Here is a 26,252-nt window from a genome sequence, read left to right as displayed (position 1 = left end):
ATTTCCGTGCGGCATTGTAGGGCAAGTGAAAAGGATGTCCAGTTTTCTAGTTTATCCGCGCTTTTTTTGATAGAGGGGCATTCTGGACATGCTAAAGCCTTCATCGTAGCATGACGCTTTATAGTTAATATAGATAGCCAGATACCACACTCATTCTCATCACAAATCTTATGGCAAATAAAAAACAGATTTTTCTATCTGCTGCATCCGTGGCGATATTTTCTGGTTGGAACCATTTTGCAGTGGCTGATAATCCAGATACGTTGGTGGTTACAGCTAATCGCTTTAAGCAGCCGATTTCTTCAGTGTTGGCGCCAACGACGGTAGTGACGCGTGAAGAGTTAGATCGTTGGCAATCCAGCAGCCTGATGGATGTTTTCCGCCGGTTGCCGGGTATTGATATTGCGCAGAATGGGGGGATTGGGCAGCACTCTTCTTTATTTGTTCGTGGTACGAACTCAAATCATACACTGGTGCTGGTGGATGGGATCCGTTTGAATCAGGCAGGCATTACCGGAGCCGCCGATTTTAGCCAGATCCCAATCTCCATGGTGCAAAGAATAGAATATATCCGTGGCGCACGTTCTGCTGTATATGGTTCTGATGCCATGGGTGGCGTGATCAATATCATCACAAAACGGGAACAACGCGGGGTAACACTGAATGCGGGTATCGGCTCAAACGGATACCAGAACTATAATGGTTCAACACAGCAAAAACTCGGTGAGAATACTTTATTCACTACAGCCGCAGGCTATACCTACACCAAAGGGTTTGATGTGATAGTTGATGGTAAAACGGGGGGATATCGTCAGCCAGATCGTGATGGCTTTATGAGTAAAATGCTGTGGTTGGAAATAGATCATAAAATAAGTGAGCAAATAAGCGGATTTGTCCGAGCCTATGGATTGAATAATCGGACGGCTTATGACGCATGGAACATCGGCGAAGCAGACACTCGCGAACTGTTCAATCGTTCCTATGATGCGGGTATTCAATTTAATCAAGGCCGTTATTCTTCTCAATTCATTGTCAGTTACGGTCATGTCAAAGATTACGATTATGTTCCTAAGCATGGGCGTTATGGCAATAACGCCAGTCTGAGTGATTCAAAACAGTACAATGTGCAATGGGGAAATACGTGGCAGGTTGGTCATGGGGCAATCAGTAGTGGGATTGATTGGAAAAGAGAAGGGGTTGCCGCAGGCTCTAATAACATTCCTGTACAAAAACATGTTGATAATACGGGACTCTATTTAACTGCACAGCAAAAGGTGCAGAATGTCATTTTAGAGGGTGCTGTACGTTCAGATCACCATTCTGATTATAACTGGAATACGACAGGGCAAATCGGCATCGGCTGGGAATTTGTTGATGGTTATCGTTTTATCACTTCGTATGGAACGGCATTCAAAGCACCAACTTTGAATCAGCTTTATAGCAAATGGGGAAATGAAAACCTTACAGCAGAAAAAAGCAAGCAATGGGAAATTGGAATTGAAGGATTGACCAGGTCACTTAATTGGCGTCTATCTGCTTATCGTAACGATATTGAACAGTTGATAGATTTTGCCAATAATCGCTATGAGAACGGTGATAAGGCAAAAATAAAAGGTGTTGAGTGGACGGGAACAATGGAGACTGGCTTATTCCAACATCAACTCACATTACAGTTCACTGACCCGCGTGATGGCCGTGGGCAGCAATTAACTCGCAGAGCTAAACAGCAAGTTAAATATCAATTGGATTGGGACGCTTTTAATGTCGATTGGGGAATAACCTATCAATATATTGGGCGGCGTTATGACCAAGACTATAATGTATATCCTGCGAAAACAGTAAAATTAGCGGGCGTAAGTCTGTGGGATATCAGCGCCGCATATTCGATCACTGACCACCTGACAATCCATGCTAGAATAGCCAATCTGTTTGATAAGCATTATGAGACAGCCTATGGCTATCGCACCCCAGGAAGAGAATACTACCTCACTGGAAGCTACAACTTCTGATTTAAACAAGACCGCCCGTCCAACGATTCTGGTTTTTGATTCTGGAGTGGGTGGTTTATCTGTCTATCAAGAGATTCGGCAACTCTTGCCAGATCTCCACTATATATATGCTTTCGATAATGAAGCATTCCCTTACGGCGAGAAAACGGCGGAAGTCATTGTAGAAAGGGTTGTTCAGATTGTTGATACGATCCAGAAAAAACACCCTTTGGCAGTTGTCGTGATTGCTTGCAATACTGCCAGTACGGTCAGTTTGCCCGCCTTGCGTGAACGTTTTTCTTTTCCTGTGGTTGGTGTTGTGCCCGCGATCAAACCTGCGGCGAAGCTAACCTGTAACCGTGTTGTGGGACTATTGGCGACAAGTGCCACAGTGAAGCGCGACTATACCAAAGAATTAATCGCAAGGTTTGCTACGGATTGCCAGATGTATGCAATTGGCTCTGCTGAATTGGTTGAGTTAGCTGAACGAAAATTACATGGTAAGGACGTTCCTCTAAAGGAGTTAGAGAAAATACTGAAACCGTGGCTAAGAATGAAAGAGCCACCAGATACAGTTATTTTAGGATGTACACACTTTCCTCTGATAGCAGAAGAAATTGCTCAAGTTTTACCGGATGGAACAAGATTGATTGATTCGGGAGCGGCAATCGCTCGCAGAACTGCATGGCTTGTCAAAAATCGGGAAGATTTGTTTTTAACAACAGCGGATAACTTAGCCTACTGCACAAAGATCGAGCCAGAGAGTGAAACATTACATCCCGTTTTACGCGAATTAGGCTTCTTAACGCTGGAAAAACTACCAATTTAAGTGCAATTTGGTGTAATAATCACCACTTGGTATTTTTTTTTCAAAAAAAACTATTGTCAGCGCTGAAAAACCCCCTATAATGCGCCCCCACTGACCGACGCCGAGCTGAAACAGACCGCGAAGGACAGTGAGAGAAAAGCGAAAATAATCGCTTGACTCTCGAGGCGAAAAGCGTAAGATACGCAGCCTCGCAACCCGGAAGGTCCTTCCGGTTGCCAACGCTCTTTAACAAATTAATCAGACAATCTGTGTGGGCACTCACAAGACACTATCTGACGCCGAAAGGCGAAAAAGATTAAAAAAGTCTTGAAGAGTGACTGAACAGTTAATTCATTATGAACGGACAGTCAGAATTCTTTGAGCATCAAACACTTTAATTGAAGAGTTTGATCATGGCTCAGATTGAACGCTGGCGGCAGGCCTAACACATGCAAGTCGGGCGGCAGCGGGAAGAAGCTTGCTTCTTTGCCGGCGAGCGGCGGACGGGTGAGTAATGTCTGGGGATCTGCCCGATGGAGGGGGATAACCACTGGAAACGGTGGCTAATACCGCATAACCTCGAGAGAGCAAAGTGGGGGACCTTCGGGCCTCACACCATCGGATGAACCCAGATGGGATTAGCTAGTAGGTGGGGTAATGGCTCACCTAGGCGACGATCCCTAGCTGGTCTGAGAGGATGACCAGCCACACTGGGACTGAGACACGGCCCAGACTCCTACGGGAGGCAGCAGTGGGGAATATTGCACAATGGGCGCAAGCCTGATGCAGCCATGCCGCGTGTATGAAGAAGGCCTTCGGGTTGTAAAGTACTTTCAGTGGGGAGGAAGGCGCAGGGTTGAATACACCCTGTGATTGACGTTACCCACAGAAGAAGCACCGGCTAACTCCGTGCCAGCAGCCGCGGTAATACGGAGGGTGCAAGCGTTAATCGGAATTACTGGGCGTAAAGCGCACGCAGGCGGTCAATTAAGTTAGATGTGAAATCCCCGGGCTTAACCCGGGAATGGCATCTAAGACTGGTTGACTAGAGTCTCGTAGAGGGGGGTAGAATTCCACGTGTAGCGGTGAAATGCGTAGAGATGTGGAGGAATACCGGTGGCGAAGGCGGCCCCCCTGGACGAAGACTGACGCTCAGGTGCGAAAGCGTGGGGAGCAAACAGGATTAGATACCCTGGTAGTCCACGCTGTAAACGATGTCGATTTGGAGGTTGTGGCCTTGAGCTGTGGCTTCCGGAGCTAACGCGTTAAATCGACCGCCTGGGGAGTACGGTCGCAAGATTAAAACTCAAATGAATTGACGGGGGCCCGCACAAGCGGTGGAGCATGTGGTTTAATTCGATGCAACGCGAAGAACCTTACCTACTCTTGACATCCACGGAATTCTGCAGAGATGCGGAAGTGCCTTCGGGACCCGTGAGACAGGTGCTGCATGGCTGTCGTCAGCTCGTGTTGTGAAATGTTGGGTTAAGTCCCGCAACGAGCGCAACCCTTATCCTTTGTTGCCAGCACGTGATGGTGGGAACTCAAGGGAGACTGCCGGTGATAAACCGGAGGAAGGTGGGGATGACGTCAAGTCATCATGGCCCTTACGAGTAGGGCTACACACGTGCTACAATGGCAGATACAAAGAGAAGCGACCTCGCGAGAGCAAGCGGACCTCATAAAGTCTGTCGTAGTCCGGATTGGAGTCTGCAACTCGACTCCATGAAGTCGGAATCGCTAGTAATCGTAGATCAGAATGCTACGGTGAATACGTTCCCGGGCCTTGTACACACCGCCCGTCACACCATGGGAGTGGGTTGCAAAAGAAGTCGGTAGCTTAACCTTCGGGAGGGCGCTGACCACTTTGTGATTCATGACTGGGGTGAAGTCGTAACAAGGTAACCGTAGGGGAACCTGCGGTTGGATCACCTCCTTACCGAAAGATAGTAGTTTTTGTAGCAGTGCTCACACAGATTGTCTGATGAAATAAAGCAGAGCAAGCGTCTGCGAAGAAGACTTTGAGTCCCCTTCGTCTAGAGGCCTAGGACACCGCCCTTTCACGGCGGTAACAGGGGTTCGAATCCCCTAGGGGACGCCATCTTGCTCAGGTATCGGGTGAAAGACGGTGCCACTGAAATATTGTTAAGCGGACGTGCGCGTCGGTTTAGCAATATTAGCTCTTTAACAATCTGGAACAAGCTGAAAATTTGAAACAGCCCGTGACGATGAATTCATCAGCACGGGTGAGTCTCTCAGACCCGTCAATCCGAAGACACCTTCGGGTTGTGAGGTTAAGCGACTAAGCGTACACGGTGGATGCCTAGGCAGTCAGAGGCGATGAAGGACGTGCTAATCTGCGAAAAGCGCCGGTGAGCTGATATGAAGCGCTGTCAGCCGGCGATGTCCGAATGGGGAAACCCGGTGCAATTCGTTGCATCATCATTAACTGAATCCATAGGTTAATGAGGCGAACCGGGGGAACTGAAACATCTCAGTACCCCGAGGAAAAGAAATCAACCGAGATTCCCCCAGTAGCGGCGAGCGAACGGGGAGGAGCCCAGAGCCATCAGCATGACACGCCTCAGGAGAACGGTCTGGAAAGGCCGGCAGTAAAGGGTGAAAGCCCCGTATCCGAAGTGGTGTGTTGTGTGAGCTCGAAGAGTAGGGCGGGACACGTGATATCCTGTCTGAACATGGGGGGACCATCCTCCAAGGCTAAATACTCCTGACTGACCGATAGTGAACCAGTACCGTGAGGGAAAGGCGAAAAGAACCCCGGCGAGGGGAGTGAAAGAGAACCTGAAACCGTGTACGTACAAGCAGTGGGAGCCCTGATTTATCAGGGTGACTGCGTACCTTTTGTATAATGGGTCAGCGACTTATATTCTGTAGCAAGGTTAACCGTATAGGGGAGCCGCAGGGAAACCGAGTCTTAACTGGGCGTTAAGTTGCAGGGTATAGACCCGAAACCCGGTGATCTAGCCATGGGCAGGTTGAAGGTTGGGTAACACTAACTGGAGGACCGAACCGACTAATGTTGAAAAATTAGCGGATGACTTGTGGCTGGGGGTGAAAGGCCAATCAAACCGGGAGATAGCTGGTTCTCCCCGAAAGCTATTTAGGTAGCGCCTCGTGAAGTCATCTTCGGGGGTAGAGCACTGTTTCGGCTAGGGGGTCATCCCGACTTACCAACCCGATGCAAACTGCGAATACCGAAGAATGTTATCACGGGAGACACACGGCGGGTGCTAACGTCCGTCGTGAAGAGGGAAACAACCCAGACCGCCAGCTAAGGTCCCCAAGTCATGGTTAAGTGGGAAACGAAGTGGGAAGGCTCAGACAGCCAGGATGTTGGCTTAGAAGCAGCCATCATTTAAAGAAAGCGTAATAGCTCACTGGTCGAGTCGGCCTGCGCGGAAGATGTAACGGGGCTAAACCATGCACCGAAGCTGCGGCAGCGACACGAATGTGTTGCTGGGTAGGGGAGCGTTCTGTAAGCCGTTGAAGGTGAACTGTGAGGTTTGCTGGAGGTATCAGAAGTGCGAATGCTGACATAAGTAACGATAAAGCGGGTGAAAAACCCGCTCGCCGGAAGACCAAGGGTTCCTGTCCAACGTTAATCGGGGCAGGGTGAGTCGACCCCTAAGGCGAGGCTGAAAAGCGTAGTCGATGGGAAACAGGTTAATATTCCTGTACGGGCAATAATTGCGACGGGGGGACGGAGAAGGCTAGGCAATCCGGGCGACGGTCGTCCCGGTTTAAGTGTGTAGGTGGGATAATCAGGCAAATCCGGTTATCCACAGCACTGAGGCACGATGACGAGGCACTACGGTGCTGAAGTTGCTGATGCCCCGCTTCCAGGAAAAGCCCCTAAGCTTCAGATTAGTGCTCATCGTACCCCAAACCGACACAGGTGGTCAGGTAGAGAATACTCAGGCGCTTGAGAGAACTCGGGTGAAGGAACTAGGCAAAATGGTGCCGTAACTTCGGGAGAAGGCACGCTGGCGTTAGGTGAAGGACCGAGCGTCCGGAGCTGAGGCCAGTCGCAGATACCAGCTGGCTGCAACTGTTTAATAAAAACACAGCACTGTGCAAACACGAAAGTGGACGTATACGGTGTGACGCCTGCCCGGTGCTGGAAGGTTAATTGATGGGGTTATCGCCTGGCGAGAAGCTCCTGATCGAAGCCCCAGTAAACGGCGGCCGTAACTATAACGGTCCTAAGGTAGCGAAATTCCTTGTCGGGTAAGTTCCGACCTGCACGAATGGCGTAATGATGGCCAGGCTGTCTCCACCCGAGACTCAGTGAAATTGAACTCGCTGTGAAGATGCAGTGTACCCGCGGCAAGACGGAAAGACCCCGTGAACCTTTACTATAGCTTGACACTGAACCTTGAGCCTTGATGTGTAGGATAGGTGGGAGGCTGTGAAGTGCAGACGCCAGTCTGCACGGAGCCATCCTTGAAATACCACCCTTGAATGTTTGATGTTCTAACGCCGGCCCGTTATCCGGGTTGCGGACAGTGTCTGGTGGGTAGTTTGACTGGGGCGGTCTCCTCCCAAAGCGTAACGGAGGAGCACGAAGGTTGGCTAATCCTGGTCGGACATCAGGAGGTTAGTGCAATGGCATAAGCCAGCTTGACTGCGAGAGTGACAGCTCGAGCAGGTGCGAAAGCAGGTCATAGTGATCCGGTGGTTCTGAATGGAAGGGCCATCGCTCAACGGATAAAAGGTACTCCGGGGATAACAGGCTGATACCGCCCAAGAGTTCATATCGACGGCGGTGTTTGGCACCTCGATGTCGGCTCATCACATCCTGGGGCTGAAGTAGGTCCCAAGGGTATGGCTGTTCGCCATTTAAAGTGGTACGCGAGCTGGGTTTAGAACGTCGTGAGACAGTTCGGTCCCTATCTGCCGTGGGCGCTGGAAGATTGCAAGGGGCTGCTCCTAGTACGAGAGGACCGGAGTGGACGCACCACTGGTGTTCGGGTTGTCATGCCAATGGCATTGCCCGGTAGCTAAGTGCGGAAGAGATAACCGCTGAAAGCATCTAAGCGGGAAACTTGCCTTAAGATGAGTCTTCCCTTACTCCTTTGAGGGTACTGAAGGACCGTCCGAGACGAGGACGTGGATAGGCCGGGTGTGTAAGCGTTGCGAGACGTTGAGCTAACCGGTACTAATGAGCCGTGCGGCTTAACCTGACAACACCGAAGGTGTTTTGGGGATTTGAGAGGGTTTCAGAATAAAAAACAGCTTGTTCGGGATTGAAGACAGAATTTGTCTGGCGGTAATAGCGCGGTGGGACCACCTGAACCCATGCCGAACTCAGCAGTGAAACGCCGTAGCGCCGATGGTAGTGTGGGGTCTCCCCATGTGAGAGTAGGACACTGCCAGACATCAATTTATAAGTGTTGCCCATTTGGCAACACTTTTTATTTATTTAGTATTTGCTGATATGGCTCAGTTGGTAGAGCACACCCTTGGTAAGGGTGAGGTCCCCAGTTCGAATCTGGGTATCAGCACCATGAATAATATGTTCGGCAAATACAACAGAATTTGCTTGGCGGCGATAGCGCGGCGGTCCCACCTGACCCCATGCCGAACTCAGCAGTGAAACGCCGTAGCGCCGATGGTAGTGTGGGGTCTCCCCATGCGAGAGTAGGGAACTGCCAAGCTTTAATATCCAGTCAAAAGGCCACTCAATATGAGTGGCCTTTTGCATTTCTAGTTCTTTTTTATTTTCATCAACAGATAGGTGTCAGGTAACTACTACTTATCTTTCAAATATAGAGTCTGGTAGACTACGACTTAAATTACCCTATTGAGTTTGAAATGAATGTCTGTCTGTCAATCTACTCAACTAAAAGCGTTTAACACGTTTGGCCTTTTAGCCAGTGCTGATCATATTGGTATAGCCACTTCTATTGAATCGCTTTTGGCTTTATGGCAAGAAGCAATGGAAAAGGATCATCCTATTTTATTATTGGGAGGAGGAAGTAACATCCTTTTCACCGAAAATTTTAAAGGTACTGTGATCTTAAATCGTATTCTTGGTATCAATATACAAGAGTCAGATACTGCATGGCACATTCATGTTGGTGCAGGTGAAAATTGGCATGAACTGATTACTTACTTATTTAAACAACGGATCTATGGTTTGGAAAATTTAGCCTTGATCCCTGGAAATGTTGGCTCTGCTCCAATCCAGAACATTGGAGCATATGGTGTTGAATTTAAAAATGTCTGTGAGTATGTGGATTTTGTTGAGCTGAAAACAGGTAATTCAATCCGTCTAATGGCGAATGAGTGTCAGTTTGCGTATAGAGACAGCATCTTTAAGCATCAATACAAAGATGGTTATGCTATCACAGCAGTCGGTTTACGTTTGAATAAGAAATGGGAACCTATTTTAACTTACGGTGCCTTAGCGCAGTTTTTACGAGAAAAAGTCACACCAGAACAAATATTCGATGCTGTGTGTCAAATGCGCCAGAGTAAGTTACCAGATCCTGCGTTGATGGGTAATGCAGGCAGTTTCTTTAAAAACCCTATTGTATCGATTGAGTTAGCATATAGGATTAAGTCTGAATATCCCAACTGCCCTCAATACCCTCATGATGAGCATAGCGTAAAGATTGCAGCGGGTTGGCTTATCGAACAATGTCAATTGAAGGGTTATGCTATTGGTGGCGCTGCCGTACACCTGAAACAGTCATTAGTATTAATTAATAAAGGTAATGCAACGGGACAAGATGTCATTACCTTGGCTGCTTATGTACGTAGTAAGGTTGCAGAAAAATTTAATATCTTCTTAGAGCCTGAGGTACGCTTCATTGGCAGTATAGGTGAAATAGACGCAGTGGAATGTATTTCATGAAAGATCTTAGTATCCCATTAAAATTAATTAAAGTGTTATCTGATGGTGAAATTCATTCAGGCCAACAACTTGGTCAGGAATTGGGAATGAGCCGAGCAGGAATCAATAAACATATTCAAACTATTCGTGAATGGGGAGTAGAGGTTCTTACACTTCCAGGCAAAGGTTACCGCTTTCCTGCCCCAATGAATCTTCTGGATAAAGAAGTTATTGAAAACTATCTTCCTAATGATCACATTGAAGTAATACCTGTCATTGATTCCACTAATCAATATATTCTGGAAAATTTAGCTGAACTCGATTCAGGAGATGCTTGTGTTGCAGAATATCAATATGCCGGTAGAGGGCGTCGTGGTAGAAAGTGGGTTTCTGCTTTTGGTCGAAACTTATATCTATCTATGTATTGGCGTTTAGAACAAGGGCCAGCAGCAGCGATAGGTTTAAGTTTAGTCGTTGGTATTATTCTTGCAGAAGTTCTTAATCGGCAGGGTGCAGAAAGAATAAAAGTAAAATGGCCAAATGACTTATACTTAGATGATAAAAAACTTGCTGGAATATTGGTTGAGCTGACGGGAAAAACAGGAGATGCAGCCCATGTTGTTATCGGAATAGGCATGAATATTTCGATGAGTAGCGATCAACAAAGATCAATTAATCAAAATTGGACTAATTTACAGCAATCAGGAACGATTATTGAACGGAATAAGTTGGTCTCTGAAATCATAATAGAACTTAAAAAATCGTTAATGCAATTTGAAAATGAAGGACTAACTTCTTTCATTTCCCGGTGGTTTGAATTAGATAATTTTATTAATCGTTCAGTGAAATTAATTATTGGTGATCGGGAAGTTCATGGGATAGCTCGTGGAATAGATCAACAAGGGGCTTTGTTACTTGATATTAATAGCGTTGTTACGCCTTATATCGGCGGCGAAATTTCCTTGCGAGGTTGTTGAATGTAAAGCCGGAAATATTTCCGGCTTTTTGCTTTATTTTCTTAATCTGACGCTTTCGATCGTGTGATTGATGCCTTTCGTCATAATCAAACTAGCCCGTTCTCTCGTTGGTAAGATGTTTTGCTGCAGGTTTAATCCATTAATTTCCCGCCAAATACTCGATGCTACTTTTATCGCTTCTTCTGTCGTTAGTTTAGAATAATTGTGGAAATAAGAATCAGGATCAGAAAAAGCGCCTTGCCGAAACTTAAGAAAACGATTGACGTACCATTGTTTGAGTAATTCTTCCTGTGCATCTACATAAATAGAAAAATCTACAAAATCAGAGACAAATACATGATGTGGCTCATGTGGATAATCCATGCCACTTTGTAATACGTTTAAACCTTCGAGAATAAGAATATCTGGCTTTTCGATAATAAGTTGTTCATGAGGAACGATGTCATAGCTCAGGTGAGAATATACCGGCGCGATGACTTTTTCTGCACCTGATTTTATATCGGCGACAAATTTGACCAAGCTACGCATATCATAGGATTCAGGGAATCCCTTTTTTTTCATTAAGCCACGTTCATTTAATATATTGTTGGAGTGTAAAAAACCGTCTGTTGTCACTAATTTGACACGACGATGTTCTGGCCAACGGCTGAGTAGTGCCTGTAATAAGCGTGCGGTTGTACTTTTTCCAACAGCAACGCTGCCTGCTATCCCAATAACATAAGGTATTTTTTGTTCATCTGTCCCTAAGAATTGCTCAAGAACAGCTTGCCGCCGCAAATTGGAGCTAATGTAAAAATTGAGTAGGCGTGACAATGGAAGATAGATTTCAATCACTTCATCTATTGAGATTTCTTCATTGATCCCTTTTAAAGCAGCGACTTCTTCTTCTGTTAATGTTAAAGGCACCGAGTCACGCAATGTGGCCCAATGTTTACGATCAAATTGTAAATATGGAGTTGTCAAAAAAAGATTCTTTCTTATTCATAAGCCAACATCTGCCTGTTTATGCAGGTTGGACAGGTTGTTGAGAACACCCGTATCCGACAAAAAAATAAATCTCATCATATCGGTTGCGCCATCGTAGGCGTAGAATTTTTTATAATTTTAGTCATTTTTTTGATGGTAAATGCAAAAATGTATTATTTCTGAGTCTATTGTGACCGTCAGTTTCTTTTTTTTATCAAGATAAAGACAAGTGTGATACAAATAATTTAAAAAAATAATTGGCAGATGCATTTATTGGTTCTTCCTGTACAAGAGTTGCTTGTTGGATATTTAATCTGAAACTATTGAAAAAAACACCAGAAGCATTAAAAACGATTGTTTTATGAGCGAAAGAACAAAAAAAACAATTTTTTTGTTGCATCGTGGGCCAACTCTTTCTAGAATGCGCAGCACTTGATGCCGGCATAGCTCAGTTGGTAGAGCAACTGACTTGTAATCAGTAGGTCCCGAGTTCGACTCTTGGTGCCGGCACCATTAAAAATTTGGAAAGGTGGGGTTCCCGAGCGGCCAAAGGGAGCAGACTGTAAATCTGCCGTCACAGACTTCGAAGGTTCGAATCCTTCCCCCACCACCATTAACCAGTTTAGATCTTGGGTGTTCTGCTCGAGTTATACTCTAGAAATACACTTAAGATATAGTATACAGCTGATTAAAGTCAGGTCGCCGAGTTCACGCGGGCATCGTATAATGGCTATTACCTCAGCCTTCCAAGCTGATGATGCGGGTTCGATTCCCGCTGCCCGCTCCAAGATGTGCTGATATAGCTCAGTTGGTAGAGCACACCCTTGGTAAGGGTGAGGTCGGCAGTTCGAATCTGCCTATCAGCACCACTTCTCCTGTTGTTACTTCCTGATTTTCTTCCTGTAAATATCTCGCAAGCAATTGCTTGGTTGATGTGGTGAAACCACCGATTCCGTGTCTTAGAGGGACAACCTAATGTCTAAAGAAAAGTTTGAACGTTCAAAACCGCACGTTAACGTTGGTACTATCGGCCACGTTGACCACGGTAAAACTACCCTGACTGCTGCAATCACTACCGTTCTGGCAAAAACTTACGGTGGTAGCGCACGTGCATTCGACCAGATCGACAATGCGCCAGAAGAAAAAGCACGTGGTATCACCATCTCTACTTCTCACGTAGAATACGATACCCCAACTCGTCACTACGCACACGTTGACTGCCCAGGCCACGCCGACTATGTGAAAAACATGATCACCGGTGCGGCTCAGATGGACGGCGCGATCTTGGTTGTTGCTGCAACTGATGGCCCAATGCCACAGACTCGTGAGCACATCCTGCTGGGTCGTCAGGTAGGCGTTCCTTACATCATCGTGTTCCTGAACAAATGTGACATGGTTGATGATGAAGAGCTGCTGGAACTGGTTGAAATGGAAGTGCGTGAGCTGCTGTCTCAGTACGATTTCCCAGGCGACGACACGCCAATTATCCGTGGTTCGGCGCTGAAAGCGCTGGAAGGCGACGCTGAGTGGGAAGCGAAAGTTATCGAACTGGCAGAAGCACTGGATACTTACATCCCAGAACCAGAGCGTGACATTGATAAGCCATTCCTGCTGCCAATCGAAGACGTATTCTCCATCTCCGGCCGTGGTACTGTAGTAACCGGTCGTGTAGAGCGTGGTATCGTTAAAGTCGGTGACGAAGTTGAAATCGTAGGTATCAAAGAAACCACTAAAACCACGTGTACTGGCGTTGAAATGTTCCGCAAATTGCTGGACGAAGGCCGTGCGGGTGAGAACGTGGGTGTTCTGCTGCGTGGTACTAAGCGTGATGACGTTGAACGTGGTCAGGTTCTGGCGAAGCCAGGCTCTATCCACCCACACACTCAGTTCGAATCTGAAGTGTATATCCTGAGCAAAGATGAAGGTGGTCGTCATACCCCATTCTTCAAAGGTTACCGTCCACAGTTCTACTTCCGTACCACTGACGTAACCGGAACTATCGAACTGCCAGAAGGCGTAGAGATGGTCATGCCAGGTGACAACATCAACATGGTAGTTAACCTGATTGCCCCAATCGCAATGGACGAAGGTCTGCGTTTCGCCATCCGTGAAGGTGGCCGTACTGTAGGTGCTGGTGTTGTTGCTAAAGTTATTGCTTAATCTTTAGTTATCAAAAGATTATGAGAAAGAGGAGCTAAGGCTCCTCTTTTTGTATTTTGAGCCACCGAAATTGGTGGTTTTTTTGTTATTCAACAAAATAAAAACAATAATTGAAATGATATTTATTTCTATTTACTATTGCGGGGTTTCTTTTATTTTATAAGCGTGGATAAATTTTGGGTATGGGGTTTTTATCCGACCTAAATAGTCATCAAGAGTGTGTAAATAGTTAGAAGAGTGCTTCCATGTATGTTTGTCTCTGCAATGCAATAAGCGATAAAACCATACGTAATGCTGTTCATCAGCAACATATTCGCTCTATCAGAGAGTTGAGGAATTTTGTTCCTGTAGGAAACGACTGCGGAAAATGTATACGTCAAGCACGTGAAATCATGAATGAGGAAATTGCCCTACTACCTCCAATAAATAATGTTGCCTAAAATAAGCACAATTTTCTTGCAATTACTCTGCCAAATTAGTACTACACTTTAGTTACTGGAAGCGGAGGACCTTGCTATGAAAGGTGATAAAAAAATAATTGCACATTTTAATAAACTTCTCGGCAATGAACTTGTCGCCATCAATCAATATTTCTTGCACGCCCGAATGTTTAAGAACTGGGGATTGATACGTTTGAATGATGTCGAGTATCACGAGTCCATTGATGAGATGAAGCACGCAGATAAATTTATTGAACGTATTCTTTTTCTGGAGGGGGTGCCAAATCTACAAGATTTAGGCAAGCTCAATATAGGCGAAGATGTAGAAGAAATGCTGAAATCTGATCTGGAATTAGAATTACGTGGTGCAAAGGATCTCAGAGAAGCAATCGCATATGCCGATTCAGTTCATGATTATGTTAGTAGAGACTTGATGATAGAGGTGCTTGCTGATGAAGAAAATCATATTGATTGGTTGGAAACTCAACTTGAACTGATAACTAGAATTGGAATACAAAATTACATTCAATCTCAGCTTAGTGAAGAAGAATAGCTATAATTTTGTCGCCCTATAATTTGATGTATATAGGGCGTTTTCTCCCATTTTCTTTCTTATTTTCCTCTTTCTAGTATGTACTTTTTGCATAGATTTCACTCTTAATATTGCTTTGTGAGTAAATTCACGTATAATGCGCGGGCTTACCTACACAGAGTAGGACTGATTTATTATCAGTAATGAGCGGTGATAAATAACCGCCATTTAAAATACCTCCGATATGGAGGTTATGCACAGAACGATTACGCTCCCCCATCAACCGAAATGGGTGTGAGGAGTAATCATTTACGTTTATAAAATAGTTGGAGCTCTGGTCTCATGCAGAACCAAAGAATCCGTATCCGCCTGAAAGCATTTGATCATCGTTTGATCGATCAATCAACTGCGGAAATCGTAGAGACTGCGAAGCGCACTGGTGCGCAGGTTCGTGGTCCGATCCCGCTGCCGACTCGTAAAGAGCGCTTTACCGTTCTGATTTCTCCACACGTAAATAAAGATGCGCGTGATCAGTACGAAATTCGCACTCACAAACGTCTGGTTGACATCGTTGAGCCAACCGAGAAAACCGTTGATGCTCTGATGCGTCTGGATCTGGCTGCCGGTGTAGATGTGCAGATCAGCCTGGGTTAATCAGGTCATTGAACGATTGAGAGGTTGAAACAATGATTGGTTTAGTCGGTAAAAAAGTGGGCATGACTCGCATCTTCACTGAAGATGGCGTTTCAATCCCTGTAACTGTTATCGAAATCGAAAATAACCGTGTAACTCAAGTTAAAAACAAAGAGACTGACGGTTATCGTGCAATTCAGGTAACGACTGGTAGCAAAAAAGCTAGTCGTGTTAAGAAAGCTGAAGCAGGTCATTTCGCTAAAGCTGGCGTTGAAGCTGGCCGCATTCTGCGTGAATTCCGCCTGTTAGAAAACGATGCTGAATTCACTGTAGGTCAAAGCATTAGCGTTGAAATTTTCGCTGACGTTAAAAAAGTTGACGTTACTGGTACATCTAAAGGTAAAGGTTTCGCGGGTACTGTTAAACGCTGGAACTTCCGTACTCAAGATGCTACTCATGGTAACTCCTTGTCTCACCGTGTTCCGGGTTCTATCGGTCAGAACCAGACTCCGGGCAAAGTGTTTAAAGGCAAGAAAATGGCAGGCCAACTGGGTAATGAGCGCGTAACCGTTCAGAGCTTAGATGTAGTACGTGTTGACGCTGAGCGTAACCTGCTGCTGGTCAAAGGTGCTGTTCCAGGTGCAACGAACAGTAACCTGATCGTAAAACCGGCTGTCAAGGCGTAACGTCAAGGAGATAGGAATGGAATTGGTAATGAAAGACGCGCAAAGCGCGCTGACTGTTTCCGAAACTACCTTCGGGCGTGATTTCAATGAAGCGCTTGTGCATCAAGTAGTTGTTGCGTATGCAGCTGGTGCTCGTCAAGGTACTCGTGCTCAGAAAACTCGTGCTGAAGTTTCTGGTTCAGGTAAAAAACCATGGCGTCAGAAAGGCACTGGCCGTGCACGTTCTGGTTCTATTAAGAGTCCAATTTGGCGCTCTGGTGGTGTAACTTTCGCAGCGAAACCACAGGACCACAGTCAAAAAGTTAATAAAAAGATGTACCGTGGTGCTCTGAAAAGCATCTTGTCTGAACTGGTACGTCAAGATCGTCTGATCGTTGTCGAGAAGTTCTCTGTTGAAGCACCTAAAACTAAGTTGCTGGTACAGAAACTAAAAGAAATGGCTCTGGAAGACGTGCTGATCGTCACTAGCGAAGTTGATGAGAATCTGTTCTTAGCTGCTCGTAACCTGTACAAGGTTGACGTTCGTGATACAGCTGGTATCGATCCTGTAAGCCTGATTGCCTTCGACAAAGTGGTTATGACTGCTGAAGCTGTGAAGCAAGTTGAGGAGATGCTGGCATGATCCGTGAAGAACGTCTGCTGAAAGTACTGCGCGCGCCGCACGTATCTGAAAAAGCTTCTACAGCGATGGAGAAAAGCAACACCATCGTTCTCAAAGTTGCGAAAGACGCGACTAAAGCAGAGATCAAAGCTGCCGTACAGAAACTGTTTGAAGTTGAAGTGGAAGGTGTAAACACTTTGCTGGTTAAAGGTAAAGTTAAACGCCACGGACAGCGTATTGGTCGTCGTAGCGACTGGAAAAAGGCTTACGTCACCTTGAAAGAAGGCCAGAACCTGGACTTCGTTGGCGGCGCTGAGTAAGTCGGAGGAGTAAAGAACAATGGCAATTGTTAAATGTAAACCTACGTCTCCGGGCCGTCGCCACGTTGTTAAAGTGGTTAACCCTGAGCTGCATAAGGGTAAACCTTATGCTCCGTTGTTGGAAAAAAACAACAAAACTGGTGGTCGTAACAACAATGGTCGTATTACCACTCGTCACATTGGTGGTGGCCATAAACAGCATTATCGTCTGGTTGATTTTAAACGTAACAAAGATGGTATCCCTGCTGTTGTTGAGCGTCTGGAATATGATCCAAACCGTTCAGCAAACATCGCACTGGTTCTGTACAAAGACGGTGAGCGTCGTTACATCCTTGCGCCTAAAGGCCTGAAAGCGGGTGATCAAATCCAGTCTGGTGCTGATTCAGCGATCAAGACCGGTAACGCCCTGCCAATGCGCAACATCCCGGTTGGTTCTACTGTTCACAACATAGAAATGAAACCAGGTAAAGGTGGCCAGTTGGCTCGTTCAGCAGGTGCTTATGCTCAGATCGTTGCACGTGATGGTTCTTATGTGACCCTGCGTCTGCGTTCTGGTGAAATGCGTAAAATACTGTCTGATTGCCGCGCTACTTTAGGTGAAGTTGGTAACGCAGAACATATGCTGCGCGTTCTGGGTAAAGCTGGTGCAAGCCGCTGGCGTGGTATTCGTCCTACTGTTCGTGGTACGGCGATGAACCCAGTAGACCATCCACATGGTGGTGGTGAAGGTCGTAACTTTGGTAAACACCCTGTAACTCCATGGGGCATCCAGACCAAAGGTAAGAAGACCCGTAGCAACAAACGTACTGATAAATATATCGTACGTCGCCGTTCTAAAAAATAATTAGAGGATAAACCATGCCACGTTCTCTCAAGAAAGGTCCATTTATTGACCTGCACTTGCTGAAGAAGGTAGAGAAAGCGGTGGAAAGCGGAGACAAAAAGCCTATTAAGACTTGGTCCCGTCGTTCAACGATCTTTCCTAACATGATCGGTTTGACCATCGCTGTCCATAATGGTCGTCAGCATGTACCAGTTTTTGTGTCCGACGAAATGGTTGGTCATAAACTGGGTGAATTCGCGCCGACCCGTACTTATCGCGGCCATGCGGCCGATAAAAAGGCTAAAAAGCGCTAAGGTAGGAGGAAGAGATGGAAACTATCGCTAAACATCGCCACGCTCGTTCTTCTGCTCAGAAGGTTCGCCTTGTGGCTGACCTGATCCGCGGTAAGAAAGTGTCGCAAGCTCTGGAAACTCTGAACTATACCAACAAAAAAGCTGCTGGTTTAGTGAAGAAAGTACTTGAGTCTGCTATTGCTAACGCAGAACACAACGATGGCGCTGACATCGATGATCTGAAAGTCACGAAAATTTTCGTAGACGAAGGCCCAACTATGAAGCGTATTATGCCTCGTGCCAAAGGCCGCGCAGATCGTATCCTGAAGCGCACCAGCCACATCACTGTGGTTGTGTCCGATCGCTGAGACTCTGGAGACTAGCAATGGGTCAGAAAGTACATCCTAATGGTATTCGTCTGGGTATTGTCAAACCTTGGAACTCTACCTGGTATGCGAATACCAAAGAATTCGCTGACAACCTGGACAGCGACTTTAAAGTTCGCCAGTACTTGAACAAAGAACTGGTTAAAGCATCTATTTCACGTATCGTTATCGAACGTCCTGCGAAAAGCATCCGTGTAACCATTCACACTGCTCGTCCAGGTATTGTAATCGGTAAAAAAGGTGAAGACGTTGAAAAACTGCGTAAGGCTGTAGCGGATATCGCTGGCGTTCCTGCGCAGATCAATATTGCCGAAGTACGTAAACCTGAACTGGACGCAAAATTGGTTGCTGACAGCATCAGTTCACAGCTGGAACGTCGTGTAATGTTCCGCCGTGCTATGAAACGTGCTGTACAGAACGCTATGCGTTTGGGCGCTAAAGGTATCAAAGTGGAAGTCAGCGGCCGTCTGGGCGGTGCTGAAATTGCACGTACTGAGTGGTATCGTGAAGGTCGTGTACCTCTGCATACTCTGCGTGCAGACATCGACTACAATACTTCTGAAGCGCACACCACTTATGGTGTAATCGGCGTTAAGGTATGGATCTTCAAAGGTGAGATCCTGGGTGGTATGGCTGCAGTTGAACAGGCGGAAAAACCGGCTGCTCAACCTAAAAAGCAGCAGCGTAAAGGCCGCAAGTAAGGAGAGTCGCTGATGTTACAACCAAAGCGTACGAAATTCCGTAAAGTGCACAAAGGCCGCAACCGTGGTCTGGCTGCAGGTGCGGATGTTAGCTTCGGCACTTTCGGTCTGAAAGCTGTGGGCCGTGGTCGTCTGACTGCTCGTCAGATCGAAGCGGCACGTCGTGCTATGACCCGTGCAATTAAACGTCAAGGTAAAATCTGGATCCGTGTGTTCCCAGACAAACCTATCACCGAAAAGCCACTCGAAGTGCGTATGGGTAAAGGTAAAGGTAACGTAGAATACTGGGTTGCCTTGATCCAGCCCGGTAAAGTCCTGTATGAAATGGACGGTGTGCCTGAAGAGCTGGCTCGTGAAGCATTCAAGCTGGCAGCAGCGAAACTGCCTATCAAAACCACCTTTGTAACTAAGACGGTGATGTAATGAAAGCACAAGAGCTGCGCGAAAAAAGCGTTGAAGAGCTGAACACTGAGCTGCTGAACCTGTTACGTGAACAATTCAATCTGCGTATGCAGGCGGCAAGTGGCCAGCTGCAACAGTCTCACCTGTTGAAACAAGTGCGTCGTAATATTGCACGCGTTAAGACTTTACTGACTGAGAAGGCGGGTGCGTAATGACCGATAAAATCCGTACTCTGCAAGGTCGTGTTATTAGCGACAAAATGGAAAAATCCATTGTTGTTGCTATTGAGCGTAAGGTGAAACACCCATTGTATGGTAAATTCATCAAACGTACGACTAAACTGCACGTACATGACGAGAACAATGAATGTGGAATTGGCGATGTAGTGGAAATCCGCGAAACCCGTCCACTGTCTAAGACTAAATCTTGGACTTTAGTTCGCGTCGTAGAGAAAGCGGTTCTATAATAGATCGCTGTATCGTACAAAATAAACGGCCCAAAATATAACGGGGCCGTTTATTTTTCTGTCCATCGCGAAGATGTGGTGTTATAATGCCGCGCCCTCGTAGTGTGGGATATTGAAACGGCCTCTTTAAAATAAAGTGGCTCAGTAGTAGTTGACATTTAGCGGAGCACTAAAATGATCCAAGAACAGACTATGCTGAACGTGGCCGACAACTCCGGTGCACGTCGCGTAATGTGTATCAAGGTTCTAGGTGGCTCGCACCGTCGCTACGCACATGTCGGTGACATCATCAAGATCACTATCAAGGAAGCAATTCCTCGTGGTAAAGTGAAAAAAAGGTGATGTCCTGAAAGCGGTAGTGGTGCGCACCAAGAAGGGTGTTCGTCGCCCGGACGGTTCTGTCATTCGCTTCGATAGCAACGCTTGCGTATTGTTGAACAACAATAGTGAGCAAGTTATCGGTACGCGTATTTTTGGGCCGGTGACTCGTGAACTTCGTAATGAAAAGTTCATGAAAATTATTTCTCTGGCACCTGAAGTACTCTAAGGAGCATGCTATGGCAGCGAAAATCCGTCGTGATGACGAAATTATCGTGCTGACTGGTAAAGACAAAGGCAAGCGCGGTAAAGTAAAACAGGTTCTTTCTTCTGGTAAAGTTATTGTTGAAGGCATCAACCTGGTAAAAAAACATCAGAAGCCAGTCCCGGCTCTGAACCAACCAGGTGGCATCGTTGAAAAAGAAGCAGCTATTAATGTTTCTAACGTTGCAATTTTCAACGCAGCAACCGGCAAGGCTGACCGTGTAGGTTTTAGATTCGAAGATGGCAAAAAAGTGCGTTTCTTCAAATCTAACAACGAAACTATCAAGTAATTTGGAGTATACGATGGCGAAACTGCATGATTACTACAAAGACGAGGTAGTCAAGAAACTGATGACTCAGTTTGGTTACCATTCTGTCATGCAAGTCCCTCGGGTCGAGAAGATCACCCTGAACATGGGTGTTGGTGAAGCAATTGCTGATAAAAAACTGCTGGATAACGCAGCGGCTGACTTAGCAGCAATCTCTGGTCAAAAGCCATTGATCACCAAAGCACGCAAATCAGTTGCAGGCTTCAAAATCCGTCAGGGCTATCCAATCGGCTGTAAAGTAACCCTGCGTGGAAAACGCATGTGGGAGTTCTTTGAGCGCCTGATTTCTATTGCTGTACCACGTATCCGTGACTTCCGTGGGTTGTCCGCTAAATCATTCGATGGTCGTGGTAACTACAGCATGGGTGTTCGTGAGCAAATCATCTTCCCTGAAATCGATTACGATAAAGTGGATCGCGTACGTGGTTTGGATATTACTATCACCACTACTGCGAAATCTGATGATGAAGGCCGCGCACTGTTGGCTGCGTTTAACTTCCCGTTCCGCAAGTAAGGCAGGGTACTCATGGCTAAGCAATCAATGAAAGCACGTGATGTAAAACGTGCGAAATTAGCTGAGAAATTCTTCGCAAAACGCGTTGAACTGAAAGCGATCATCTCTGATGTAAATGCATCTGATGAAGACCGTTGGAATGCTGTTCTTAAACTGCAAACACTGCCACGTGATTCCAGCCCTTGCCGTCAGCGTAACCGCTGCCGTCAAACTGGGCGTCCGCATGCATTTTTGCGGAAGTTTGGGTTGAGCCGTATTAAAGTCCGTGAAGCCGCTATGCGCGGCGAAATCCCGGGCCTTAAAAAGGCTAGCTGGTAATTGTCACCAATTGAATCACGGGAGTAAAGACAGATGAGCATGCAAGATCCGATCGCGGATATGCTGACCCGTATCCGTAACGGTCAGGCCGCGAATAAAGTTGCGGTCACCATGCCTTCCTCCAAGCTGAAAGTGGCAATTGCCAAGGTGCTGAAGGAAGAAGGTTACATTGAAGATTTTAAAATCGAAGGCGACACTAAGCCAGAACTGGAAGTTACTCTGAAGTATTTCCAAGGTAAGGCTGTTGTAGAAAGCATTCAGCGTGTAAGCCGCCCAAGTCTGCGCATCTATAAGAAAAAAGATGAGCTGCCACAAGTTATGGCTGGTTTGGGAATCGCTGTTGTTTCTACCTCTAAAGGTGTAATGACTGATCGTGCAGCTCGCCAGGCTGGTCTGGGTGGCGAGATTCTCTGCTACGTAGCTTAATTCGGGAGGAAAGAATGTCTCGTGTTGCAAAAGCACCCGTCGTCATTCCTGCCGGCGTAGAGGTTAAACTCGACGGTCAGGTTATTTCGATTAAGGGTAAAAACGGCGAGCTAAGTCGTAAAATCCACAACGCAGTTGAAGTTAATCATGCGGATAGCCAACTGACTTTCGCTCCGCGCGAAGGGTTTGCTGACGCTTGGGCGCAGGCAGGTACAACTCGTTCTCTGCTGAACGCTATGGTTATTGGTGTTAACGAAGGTTTCACTAAGAAACTTCAGCTGGTTGGTGTTGGTTATCGTGCAGCAGTTAAAGGCAACGCAGTTAGTTTGTCTTTAGGCTTCTCGCATCCGGTTGAGCATCAGCTGCCAGCAGGCATAACTGCGGAATGCCCATCACAAACTGAAATCGTACTGAAAGGTGCTGATAAGCAAGTGATTGGTCAGGTTGCGGCAGATTTGCGTGCCTATCGTCGTCCTGAGCCATATAAAGGCAAAGGTGTTCGTTACGCCGATGAAGTCGTGCGTACCAAAGAGGCTAAGAAGAAGTAAGGTAACACTATGGATAAGAAAGCAGCTCGTATCCGTCGTGCGACCCGCGCACGCCGCAAGCTCAAAGAACTGGGTGCGACTCGCTTGGTGGTACATCGTACCCCTCGCCATATTTATGCGCAGGTTATCGCACCAAATGGTTCTGAAACTCTGGTGGCCGCTTCTACAACAGAAAAAGCTATCAGTGAACAACTGAAATTTACTGGAAACAAAGAAGCCGCAGCATTAGTTGGTAAGATTGTTGCTGAACGTGCTCTGGAAAAAGGCATCAAAGATGTATCCTTTGACCGTTCTGGTTTCCAATATCATGGTAGAGTCCAGGCACTGGCAGATGCTGCCCGTGAAGCTGGCCTTCAGTTCTAAGGTAGAGGTGTAAGATGGCTCACATCGAAAAACAAGCTGGCGAACTGCAGGAAAAGCTGATCGCGGTAAACCGCGTATCTAAAACTGTTAAAGGTGGCCGCATTTTCAGCTTTACAGCACTGACTGTAGTTGGTGATGGTAACGGTCGCGTTGGTTTTGGCTACGGCAAAGCACGCGAAGTTCCGGCAGCAATCCAGAAAGCGATGGAAAAAGCACGTCGCAATATGAAAAACGTCGCACTTAACAGCGGCACTCTGTACCATCCAGTGAAAGGCTCACACACCGGTTCTCGCGTGTTCATGCAGCCTGCTCACGAAGGTACAGGTATCATCGCCGGTGGTGCGATGCGTGCTGTTTTGGAAGTGGCTGGGGTTCGTAACGTACTGGCTAAAACCTACGGTTCCACTAACCCGATTAATGTGGTTCGTGCAACCCTGGACGCTTTAGACAGCATGAAGTCTCCAGAAATGGTCGCAGCTAAGCGTGGCAAATCCGTCGAAGAAATTCTGGGGTAATGACCATGGCTAAGACTATTAAAATCACTCAGGTTCGCAGTTCAATTGGTCGTTTGCCTAAGCATAAGGCAACTCTGACTGGTTTAGGTCTGCGTCGCATTGGGCATACTGTTGAGCGTGAAGATACACCAGCTATTCGCGGTATGGTCAACTTGGTTTCCTATATGGTTAAAGTTGAGGAGTAACAGGTGCGCTTAAATACTCTGTCTCCGGCTGAAGGTGCCAAGCACGCACCTAAACGTGTAGGTCGTGGTATTGGTTCTGGTCTGGGTAAAACCGGCGGTCGTGGTCACAAAGGTCAGAAGTCTCGTTCTGGCGGTGGCGTGCGTCGTGGTTTTGAAGGTGGCCAGATGCCTTTATACCGTCGTCTGCCAAAATTTGGTTTTACTTCACGTAAGGCAATGGTCACCGCAGAAATTCGTCTGTCTGATTTTGCCCACGTTGAAGGCGATGTTATCGATCTGAATGCACTGAAAGCTGCTAACATTATTGGCCCTCAAATTGAATTCGCAAAAGTAATGCTTTCTGGCGAAGTCAATCGCGCAGTAACTGTGCGTGGCTTGCGTGTTACTAAAGGCGCCCGTGCTGCAATTGAAGCTGCTGGCGGTAAAATTGAGGAATAAGTAACAGATGGCTAAACAACCAGGATTAGATTTTCAAAGTGCCAAAGGCGGATTAGGCGAGTTAAAACGCAGACTTTTGTTTGTCATTGGAGCTCTAATTGTTTTCCGTATTGGCTCTTTTATTCCAATCCCTGGTATTGATGCCGCTGTGCTTGCCAAATTGCTCGAGCAGCAAAGAGGCACCATCATTGAAATGTTTAACATGTTCTCTGGTGGTGCTTTAAGCCGTGCTTCTATCTTTGCACTGGGTATAATGCCGTATATTTCTGCGTCTATTATTATCCAGTTGTTAACTGTGGTTAACCCCCGTTTAGCAGAGATTAAGAAGGAAGGGGAAGCTGGTCGTCGTAAGATCAGTCAGTACACCCGTTATGGCACATTGGTGCTGGCAATATTCCAGTCAATCGGTATTGCTACTGGATTGCCGAATATGCCTGGGATGCAAGGATTAGTTATTAATCCTGGCGTTGCATTCTATTTCACGGCTGTTGTAAGTCTGGTCACGGGAACCATGTTCTTGATGTGGTTGGGTGAGCAGATTACTGAGCGAGGTATCGGTAACGGTATTTCAATCATAATCTTTGCTGGTATCGTTGCGGGTCTACCGCCTGCAATTGGTCACACCATCGAGCAAGCTCGGCAAGGCGACCTGCACTTCCTCCTGTTGCTGTTGGTTGCAGTATTAGTATTTGCCGTAACTTTCTTCGTTGTTTTCATTGAGCGTGGTCAACGCCGTATCGTTGTTAACTATGCAAAACGTCAGCAAGGTCGTAAAGTTTTCGCGGCACAAAGTACACATTTGCCGTTGAAAGTGAATATGGCTGGGGTTATCCCTGCAATTTTTGCTTCCAGTATTATTTTGTTCCCCGGTACCATAGCTTCTTGGTTCGGAGGGGGAACAGGCTGGAATTGGTTGACAACTATTTCTATGTATTTGCAACCAGGTCAACCGCTTTATGTGTTATTATACGCTTCTGCAATCATCTTCTTCTGTTTCTTCTACACGGCTTTGGTTTTTAATCCAAGAGAAACAGCAGATAACCTGAAGAAGTCTGGTGCATTCGTACCAGGAATTCGTCCGGGAGAGCAAACGGCTAAGTACATTGATAAAGTAATGACTCGTCTAACCTTAATTGGTGCGTTATATATTACTTTTATCTGCTTAATCCCGGAGTTCATGCGTGATGCAATGAAAGTTCCATTCTATTTTGGTGGTACTTCTCTACTGATTGTAGTCGTCGTCATCATGGACTTTATGGCTCAAGTGCAAACTCTTATGATGTCGAGTCAATATGAGTCTGCATTGAAGAGGGCAAACCTGAAAGGATATAACCGCTAATTGGTTTGCTTGAGAAGTTACGGAGAGTAAAAATGAAAGTTCGTGCTTCCGTCAAGAAATTATGCCGCAATTGCAAAATTGTTAAACGTAACGGTATCGTTCGTGTGATTTGCAATGCAGAGCCTAAGCACAAACAGCGCCAAGGCTAATTAGTCGCATATTTTTCTTGCAAAGTTGGGTTGAGCTGGCTAAATTAGCCAGCCAATCTTTTTTATCTGACAGCAACATTGTTTGAGTATCCTGAAAACGGGCTTTTCAGAATGATGTTGCAGTGAATAAATATTGTAGGAGTGCATAGTGGCCCGTATAGCAGGCATTAACATTCCTGATCAGAAACATACTGTAATCGCATTAACTTCGATCTACGGTATCGGTAAAACCCGCTCACAAGCAATTTGTGCAGCAGTGGGCATTGCTGAAAATGTTAAGATCAGTGAGCTGTCTGAAGAGCAAATTGACAAGCTGCGTGACGAAGTTGCCAAATACGTTGTAGAAGGTGATCTGCGTCGTGAAGTAACCCTGAGTATCAAACGTCTGATGGATCTTGGTTGCTATCGTGGTTTACGTCATCGTCGTGGTCTGCCAGTTCGCGGTCAGCGTACTAAGACCAATGCACGTACCCGTAAGGGTCCGCGTAAACCGATCAAGAAATAA

General features: G+C 46.3%; 30 protein-coding genes, 6 tRNA genes, 4 rRNA genes and 2 pseudogenes. 41 read left to right on the top strand and 1 reads right to left on the bottom strand.

Translation table 11 applies throughout. The annotated features are described in order from the left end of the window. Positions 1-170: 170 nt before the first annotated feature. The 10 genes from btuB to birA all read left to right on the top strand — a co-directional run bounded on the left by btuB (position 171) and on the right by birA (position 10,632). Positions 171-2,009, top strand: coding sequence for a TonB-dependent vitamin B12 receptor BtuB (gene btuB, locus PXH59_RS14280; RefSeq protein WP_285808873.1), 1,839 nt, complete (start codon positions 171-173; stop codon positions 2,007-2,009). Beyond that, the gene (gene murI / locus PXH59_RS14275; protein WP_285808871.1) at positions 1,954-2,817 is read left to right on the top strand and encodes a glutamate racemase; all 864 of its coding nucleotides are present in this window, start codon (positions 1,954-1,956) and stop codon (positions 2,815-2,817) included. The genes btuB and murI overlap by 56 nt, the downstream gene beginning before the upstream one ends. 374 nt (positions 2,818-3,191) lie before the next feature. Continuing rightward, positions 3,192-4,735 (top strand): 16S ribosomal RNA (locus tag PXH59_RS14270). 86 nt (positions 4,736-4,821) lie between these two features. Continuing rightward, positions 4,822-4,897, top strand: a tRNA-Glu gene (locus tag PXH59_RS14265). 191 nt (positions 4,898-5,088) lie between these two features. Continuing rightward, positions 5,089-8,000, top strand: a 23S ribosomal RNA gene (locus tag PXH59_RS14260). Positions 8,001-8,079: 79 nt separating this feature from the next. Continuing rightward, positions 8,080-8,195: ribosomal RNA gene (rrf, locus tag PXH59_RS14255) — 5S ribosomal RNA — on the top strand. Between the two features lie 53 nt (positions 8,196-8,248). After that, positions 8,249-8,324, top strand: a tRNA-Thr gene (locus PXH59_RS14250). 34 nt (positions 8,325-8,358) lie between these two features. Next, positions 8,359-8,474 (top strand): 5S ribosomal RNA (gene rrf, locus PXH59_RS14245). Together the 16S, 23S and 5S rRNA genes with 2 tRNA genes alongside form the textbook arrangement of a ribosomal RNA operon. 161 nt (positions 8,475-8,635) lie before the next feature. Next, positions 8,636-9,676 carry a UDP-N-acetylmuramate dehydrogenase gene (gene murB, locus PXH59_RS14240; protein WP_285808870.1) on the top strand — a complete coding sequence of 347 codons (1,041 nt, stop codon included), beginning with the start codon at positions 8,636-8,638 and terminating at the stop codon, positions 9,674-9,676. Continuing rightward, positions 9,673-10,632 (top strand): bifunctional biotin--[acetyl-CoA-carboxylase] ligase/biotin operon repressor BirA, encoded by a 960-nt coding sequence (gene birA / locus PXH59_RS14235; RefSeq protein ID WP_285808869.1) that lies wholly within the window; start codon positions 9,673-9,675, stop codon positions 10,630-10,632. The genes murB and birA overlap by 4 nt, the downstream gene beginning before the upstream one ends. A 33-nt stretch (positions 10,633-10,665) precedes the next feature. On the opposite strand, the pseudogene coaA reads toward birA, so the two are convergent. Further along, positions 10,666-11,617: pseudogene (gene coaA / locus PXH59_RS14230) on the bottom strand (type I pantothenate kinase). Positions 11,618-12,035: 418 nt separating this feature from the next. Between coaA and PXH59_RS14225 the strand changes: the two are divergent. The 31 genes and pseudogenes from PXH59_RS14225 to rpsM all read left to right on the top strand — a co-directional run bounded on the left by PXH59_RS14225 (position 12,036) and on the right by rpsM (position 26,252). Then, positions 12,036-12,111: transfer RNA gene (locus tag PXH59_RS14225), tRNA-Thr, on the top strand. A 15-nt stretch (positions 12,112-12,126) separates the two neighbouring features. Further along, positions 12,127-12,211, top strand: a tRNA-Tyr gene (locus PXH59_RS14220). A 99-nt stretch (positions 12,212-12,310) separates the two neighbouring features. Further along, positions 12,311-12,385: transfer RNA gene (locus PXH59_RS14215), tRNA-Gly, on the top strand. Positions 12,386-12,391: 6 nt separating this feature from the next. After that, positions 12,392-12,467, top strand: a tRNA-Thr gene (locus PXH59_RS14210). Positions 12,468-12,573: 106 nt separating this feature from the next. Beyond that, positions 12,574-13,758, top strand: coding sequence for an elongation factor Tu (tuf, locus tag PXH59_RS14205; protein ID WP_047770768.1), 1,185 nt, complete (start codon positions 12,574-12,576; stop codon positions 13,756-13,758). 245 nt (positions 13,759-14,003) lie between these two features. Beyond that, on the top strand, positions 14,004-14,198 hold the full coding sequence (gene bfd, locus PXH59_RS14200; protein WP_099133061.1) for a bacterioferritin-associated ferredoxin: 195 nt from the start codon (positions 14,004-14,006) through the stop codon (positions 14,196-14,198). Positions 14,199-14,274: 76 nt separating this feature from the next. Next, positions 14,275-14,751 (top strand): bacterioferritin, encoded by a 477-nt coding sequence (gene bfr / locus PXH59_RS14195; RefSeq protein WP_047771708.1) that lies wholly within the window; start codon positions 14,275-14,277, stop codon positions 14,749-14,751. Between the two features lie 321 nt (positions 14,752-15,072). Beyond that, on the top strand, positions 15,073-15,384 hold the full coding sequence (rpsJ, locus tag PXH59_RS14190; RefSeq protein WP_001181005.1) for a 30S ribosomal protein S10: 312 nt from the start codon (positions 15,073-15,075) through the stop codon (positions 15,382-15,384). A gap of 32 nt (positions 15,385-15,416) precedes the next feature. Then, positions 15,417-16,049, top strand: coding sequence for a 50S ribosomal protein L3 (gene rplC, locus PXH59_RS14185; protein ID WP_285808868.1), 633 nt, complete (start codon positions 15,417-15,419; stop codon positions 16,047-16,049). Between the two features lie 16 nt (positions 16,050-16,065). Beyond that, a complete protein-coding gene (rplD, locus tag PXH59_RS14180; protein ID WP_099133064.1) occupies positions 16,066-16,671 on the top strand; it encodes a 50S ribosomal protein L4 in 606 nt (201 codons plus the stop codon). Next, complete coding sequence (gene rplW / locus PXH59_RS14175; protein WP_038269605.1) at positions 16,668-16,970, top strand: 50S ribosomal protein L23; 303 nt, start codon at positions 16,668-16,670, stop codon at positions 16,968-16,970. Before rplD ends, rplW begins: the two co-directional genes overlap by 4 nt. 19 nt (positions 16,971-16,989) lie before the next feature. Next, positions 16,990-17,814, top strand: a complete 825-nt coding sequence (gene rplB, locus PXH59_RS14170) for a 50S ribosomal protein L2 (protein WP_047771705.1) — start codon at positions 16,990-16,992, stop codon at positions 17,812-17,814. 14 nt (positions 17,815-17,828) lie between these two features. Continuing rightward, the gene (rpsS, locus tag PXH59_RS14165; protein WP_011148791.1) at positions 17,829-18,107 is read left to right on the top strand and encodes a 30S ribosomal protein S19; all 279 of its coding nucleotides are present in this window, start codon (positions 17,829-17,831) and stop codon (positions 18,105-18,107) included. Positions 18,108-18,121: 14 nt separating this feature from the next. Next, a complete protein-coding gene (rplV, locus tag PXH59_RS14160) occupies positions 18,122-18,454 on the top strand; it encodes a 50S ribosomal protein L22 (protein ID WP_047771704.1) in 333 nt (110 codons plus the stop codon). A gap of 17 nt (positions 18,455-18,471) precedes the next feature. Beyond that, positions 18,472-19,173: a 30S ribosomal protein S3 gene (rpsC, locus tag PXH59_RS14155; RefSeq protein ID WP_010847482.1), complete on the top strand. Its 702-nt coding sequence runs from the start codon at positions 18,472-18,474 to the stop codon at positions 19,171-19,173. A gap of 12 nt (positions 19,174-19,185) precedes the next feature. Then, on the top strand, positions 19,186-19,596 hold the full coding sequence (gene rplP, locus PXH59_RS14150) for a 50S ribosomal protein L16 (protein ID WP_012990491.1): 411 nt from the start codon (positions 19,186-19,188) through the stop codon (positions 19,594-19,596). Continuing rightward, the gene (rpmC, locus tag PXH59_RS14145; protein ID WP_010847484.1) at positions 19,596-19,787 is read left to right on the top strand and encodes a 50S ribosomal protein L29; all 192 of its coding nucleotides are present in this window, start codon (positions 19,596-19,598) and stop codon (positions 19,785-19,787) included. The genes rplP and rpmC overlap by 1 nt, the downstream gene beginning before the upstream one ends. Beyond that, complete coding sequence (rpsQ, locus tag PXH59_RS14140; protein WP_038240484.1) at positions 19,787-20,041, top strand: 30S ribosomal protein S17; 255 nt, start codon at positions 19,787-19,789, stop codon at positions 20,039-20,041. The genes rpmC and rpsQ overlap by 1 nt, the downstream gene beginning before the upstream one ends. A gap of 174 nt (positions 20,042-20,215) precedes the next feature. Then, positions 20,216-20,588, top strand: a pseudogene (gene rplN / locus PXH59_RS14135) (50S ribosomal protein L14). 10 nt (positions 20,589-20,598) lie between these two features. Further along, on the top strand, positions 20,599-20,913 hold the full coding sequence (rplX, locus tag PXH59_RS14130; RefSeq protein WP_045968050.1) for a 50S ribosomal protein L24: 315 nt from the start codon (positions 20,599-20,601) through the stop codon (positions 20,911-20,913). Positions 20,914-20,926: 13 nt separating this feature from the next. Further along, the gene (gene rplE / locus PXH59_RS14125) at positions 20,927-21,466 is read left to right on the top strand and encodes a 50S ribosomal protein L5 (protein ID WP_074021486.1); all 540 of its coding nucleotides are present in this window, start codon (positions 20,927-20,929) and stop codon (positions 21,464-21,466) included. A 12-nt stretch (positions 21,467-21,478) separates the two neighbouring features. After that, positions 21,479-21,784 carry a 30S ribosomal protein S14 gene (gene rpsN / locus PXH59_RS14120; protein ID WP_010847489.1) on the top strand — a complete coding sequence of 102 codons (306 nt, stop codon included), beginning with the start codon at positions 21,479-21,481 and terminating at the stop codon, positions 21,782-21,784. A 33-nt stretch (positions 21,785-21,817) separates the two neighbouring features. Beyond that, positions 21,818-22,210 (top strand): 30S ribosomal protein S8, encoded by a 393-nt coding sequence (gene rpsH, locus PXH59_RS14115; RefSeq protein WP_038269618.1) that lies wholly within the window; start codon positions 21,818-21,820, stop codon positions 22,208-22,210. A gap of 14 nt (positions 22,211-22,224) precedes the next feature. Then, positions 22,225-22,758 carry a 50S ribosomal protein L6 gene (gene rplF / locus PXH59_RS14110; RefSeq protein ID WP_047771701.1) on the top strand — a complete coding sequence of 178 codons (534 nt, stop codon included), beginning with the start codon at positions 22,225-22,227 and terminating at the stop codon, positions 22,756-22,758. Between the two features lie 9 nt (positions 22,759-22,767). Then, on the top strand, positions 22,768-23,121 hold the full coding sequence (rplR, locus tag PXH59_RS14105; RefSeq protein ID WP_047771700.1) for a 50S ribosomal protein L18: 354 nt from the start codon (positions 22,768-22,770) through the stop codon (positions 23,119-23,121). A gap of 14 nt (positions 23,122-23,135) precedes the next feature. Next, positions 23,136-23,636: a 30S ribosomal protein S5 gene (rpsE, locus tag PXH59_RS14100; protein ID WP_047771698.1), complete on the top strand. Its 501-nt coding sequence runs from the start codon at positions 23,136-23,138 to the stop codon at positions 23,634-23,636. Positions 23,637-23,641: 5 nt separating this feature from the next. Continuing rightward, positions 23,642-23,821, top strand: coding sequence for a 50S ribosomal protein L30 (rpmD, locus tag PXH59_RS14095; RefSeq protein WP_045968059.1), 180 nt, complete (start codon positions 23,642-23,644; stop codon positions 23,819-23,821). Positions 23,822-23,824: 3 nt separating this feature from the next. Next, positions 23,825-24,259 (top strand): 50S ribosomal protein L15, encoded by a 435-nt coding sequence (gene rplO, locus PXH59_RS14090; RefSeq protein ID WP_047771697.1) that lies wholly within the window; start codon positions 23,825-23,827, stop codon positions 24,257-24,259. Positions 24,260-24,266: 7 nt separating this feature from the next. Continuing rightward, positions 24,267-25,598: a preprotein translocase subunit SecY gene (gene secY, locus PXH59_RS14085; RefSeq protein ID WP_047771696.1), complete on the top strand. Its 1,332-nt coding sequence runs from the start codon at positions 24,267-24,269 to the stop codon at positions 25,596-25,598. Positions 25,599-25,630: 32 nt separating this feature from the next. Further along, complete coding sequence (rpmJ, locus tag PXH59_RS14080; protein WP_045968063.1) at positions 25,631-25,747, top strand: 50S ribosomal protein L36; 117 nt, start codon at positions 25,631-25,633, stop codon at positions 25,745-25,747. Positions 25,748-25,895: 148 nt separating this feature from the next. Beyond that, entirely contained in the window at positions 25,896-26,252 is a 357-nt protein-coding gene (rpsM, locus tag PXH59_RS14075) for a 30S ribosomal protein S13 (protein WP_047771694.1), read from the top strand.

It is taken from the genome of Xenorhabdus bakwenae (genome assembly GCF_030272115.1).
GTDB classification, from domain to species: domain Bacteria; phylum Pseudomonadota; class Gammaproteobacteria; order Enterobacterales; family Enterobacteriaceae; genus Xenorhabdus; species Xenorhabdus bakwenae.
Note: the sequence above shows the minus strand (reverse complement) of the source record. Positions and strands in the feature narration are given on the sequence as shown.

Excerpts from the sequence above, each read along its gene's own strand:
- btuB (WP_285808873.1), top strand. The coding sequence starts at position 171 with ATGGCAAATAAAAAACAGATTTTTCTATCTGCTGCATCCGTGGCGATA.
- murI (WP_285808871.1), top strand. The coding sequence starts at position 1,954 with ATGGCTATCGCACCCCAGGAAGAGAATACTACCTCACTGGAAGCTACA.
- murB (WP_285808870.1), top strand. The coding sequence starts at position 8,636 with ATGTCTGTCTGTCAATCTACTCAACTAAAAGCGTTTAACACGTTTGGC.
- birA (WP_285808869.1), top strand. The coding sequence starts at position 9,673 with ATGAAAGATCTTAGTATCCCATTAAAATTAATTAAAGTGTTATCTGAT.
- tuf (WP_047770768.1), top strand. The coding sequence starts at position 12,574 with ATGTCTAAAGAAAAGTTTGAACGTTCAAAACCGCACGTTAACGTTGGT.
- bfd (WP_099133061.1), top strand. The coding sequence starts at position 14,004 with ATGTATGTTTGTCTCTGCAATGCAATAAGCGATAAAACCATACGTAAT.
- bfr (WP_047771708.1), top strand. The coding sequence starts at position 14,275 with ATGAAAGGTGATAAAAAAATAATTGCACATTTTAATAAACTTCTCGGC.
- rpsJ (WP_001181005.1), top strand. The coding sequence starts at position 15,073 with ATGCAGAACCAAAGAATCCGTATCCGCCTGAAAGCATTTGATCATCGT.
- rplC (WP_285808868.1), top strand. The coding sequence starts at position 15,417 with ATGATTGGTTTAGTCGGTAAAAAAGTGGGCATGACTCGCATCTTCACT.
- rplD (WP_099133064.1), top strand. The coding sequence starts at position 16,066 with ATGGAATTGGTAATGAAAGACGCGCAAAGCGCGCTGACTGTTTCCGAA.
- rplW (WP_038269605.1), top strand. The coding sequence starts at position 16,668 with ATGATCCGTGAAGAACGTCTGCTGAAAGTACTGCGCGCGCCGCACGTA.
- rplB (WP_047771705.1), top strand. The coding sequence starts at position 16,990 with ATGGCAATTGTTAAATGTAAACCTACGTCTCCGGGCCGTCGCCACGTT.
- rpsS (WP_011148791.1), top strand. The coding sequence starts at position 17,829 with ATGCCACGTTCTCTCAAGAAAGGTCCATTTATTGACCTGCACTTGCTG.
- rplV (WP_047771704.1), top strand. The coding sequence starts at position 18,122 with ATGGAAACTATCGCTAAACATCGCCACGCTCGTTCTTCTGCTCAGAAG.
- rpsC (WP_010847482.1), top strand. The coding sequence starts at position 18,472 with ATGGGTCAGAAAGTACATCCTAATGGTATTCGTCTGGGTATTGTCAAA.
- rplP (WP_012990491.1), top strand. The coding sequence starts at position 19,186 with ATGTTACAACCAAAGCGTACGAAATTCCGTAAAGTGCACAAAGGCCGC.
- rpmC (WP_010847484.1), top strand. The coding sequence starts at position 19,596 with ATGAAAGCACAAGAGCTGCGCGAAAAAAGCGTTGAAGAGCTGAACACT.
- rpsQ (WP_038240484.1), top strand. The coding sequence starts at position 19,787 with ATGACCGATAAAATCCGTACTCTGCAAGGTCGTGTTATTAGCGACAAA.
- rplX (WP_045968050.1), top strand. The coding sequence starts at position 20,599 with ATGGCAGCGAAAATCCGTCGTGATGACGAAATTATCGTGCTGACTGGT.
- rplE (WP_074021486.1), top strand. The coding sequence starts at position 20,927 with ATGGCGAAACTGCATGATTACTACAAAGACGAGGTAGTCAAGAAACTG.
- rpsN (WP_010847489.1), top strand. The coding sequence starts at position 21,479 with ATGGCTAAGCAATCAATGAAAGCACGTGATGTAAAACGTGCGAAATTA.
- rpsH (WP_038269618.1), top strand. The coding sequence starts at position 21,818 with ATGAGCATGCAAGATCCGATCGCGGATATGCTGACCCGTATCCGTAAC.
- rplF (WP_047771701.1), top strand. The coding sequence starts at position 22,225 with ATGTCTCGTGTTGCAAAAGCACCCGTCGTCATTCCTGCCGGCGTAGAG.
- rplR (WP_047771700.1), top strand. The coding sequence starts at position 22,768 with ATGGATAAGAAAGCAGCTCGTATCCGTCGTGCGACCCGCGCACGCCGC.
- rpsE (WP_047771698.1), top strand. The coding sequence starts at position 23,136 with ATGGCTCACATCGAAAAACAAGCTGGCGAACTGCAGGAAAAGCTGATC.
- rpmD (WP_045968059.1), top strand. The coding sequence starts at position 23,642 with ATGGCTAAGACTATTAAAATCACTCAGGTTCGCAGTTCAATTGGTCGT.
- secY (WP_047771696.1), top strand. The coding sequence starts at position 24,267 with ATGGCTAAACAACCAGGATTAGATTTTCAAAGTGCCAAAGGCGGATTA.
- rpmJ (WP_045968063.1), top strand. The coding sequence starts at position 25,631 with ATGAAAGTTCGTGCTTCCGTCAAGAAATTATGCCGCAATTGCAAAATT.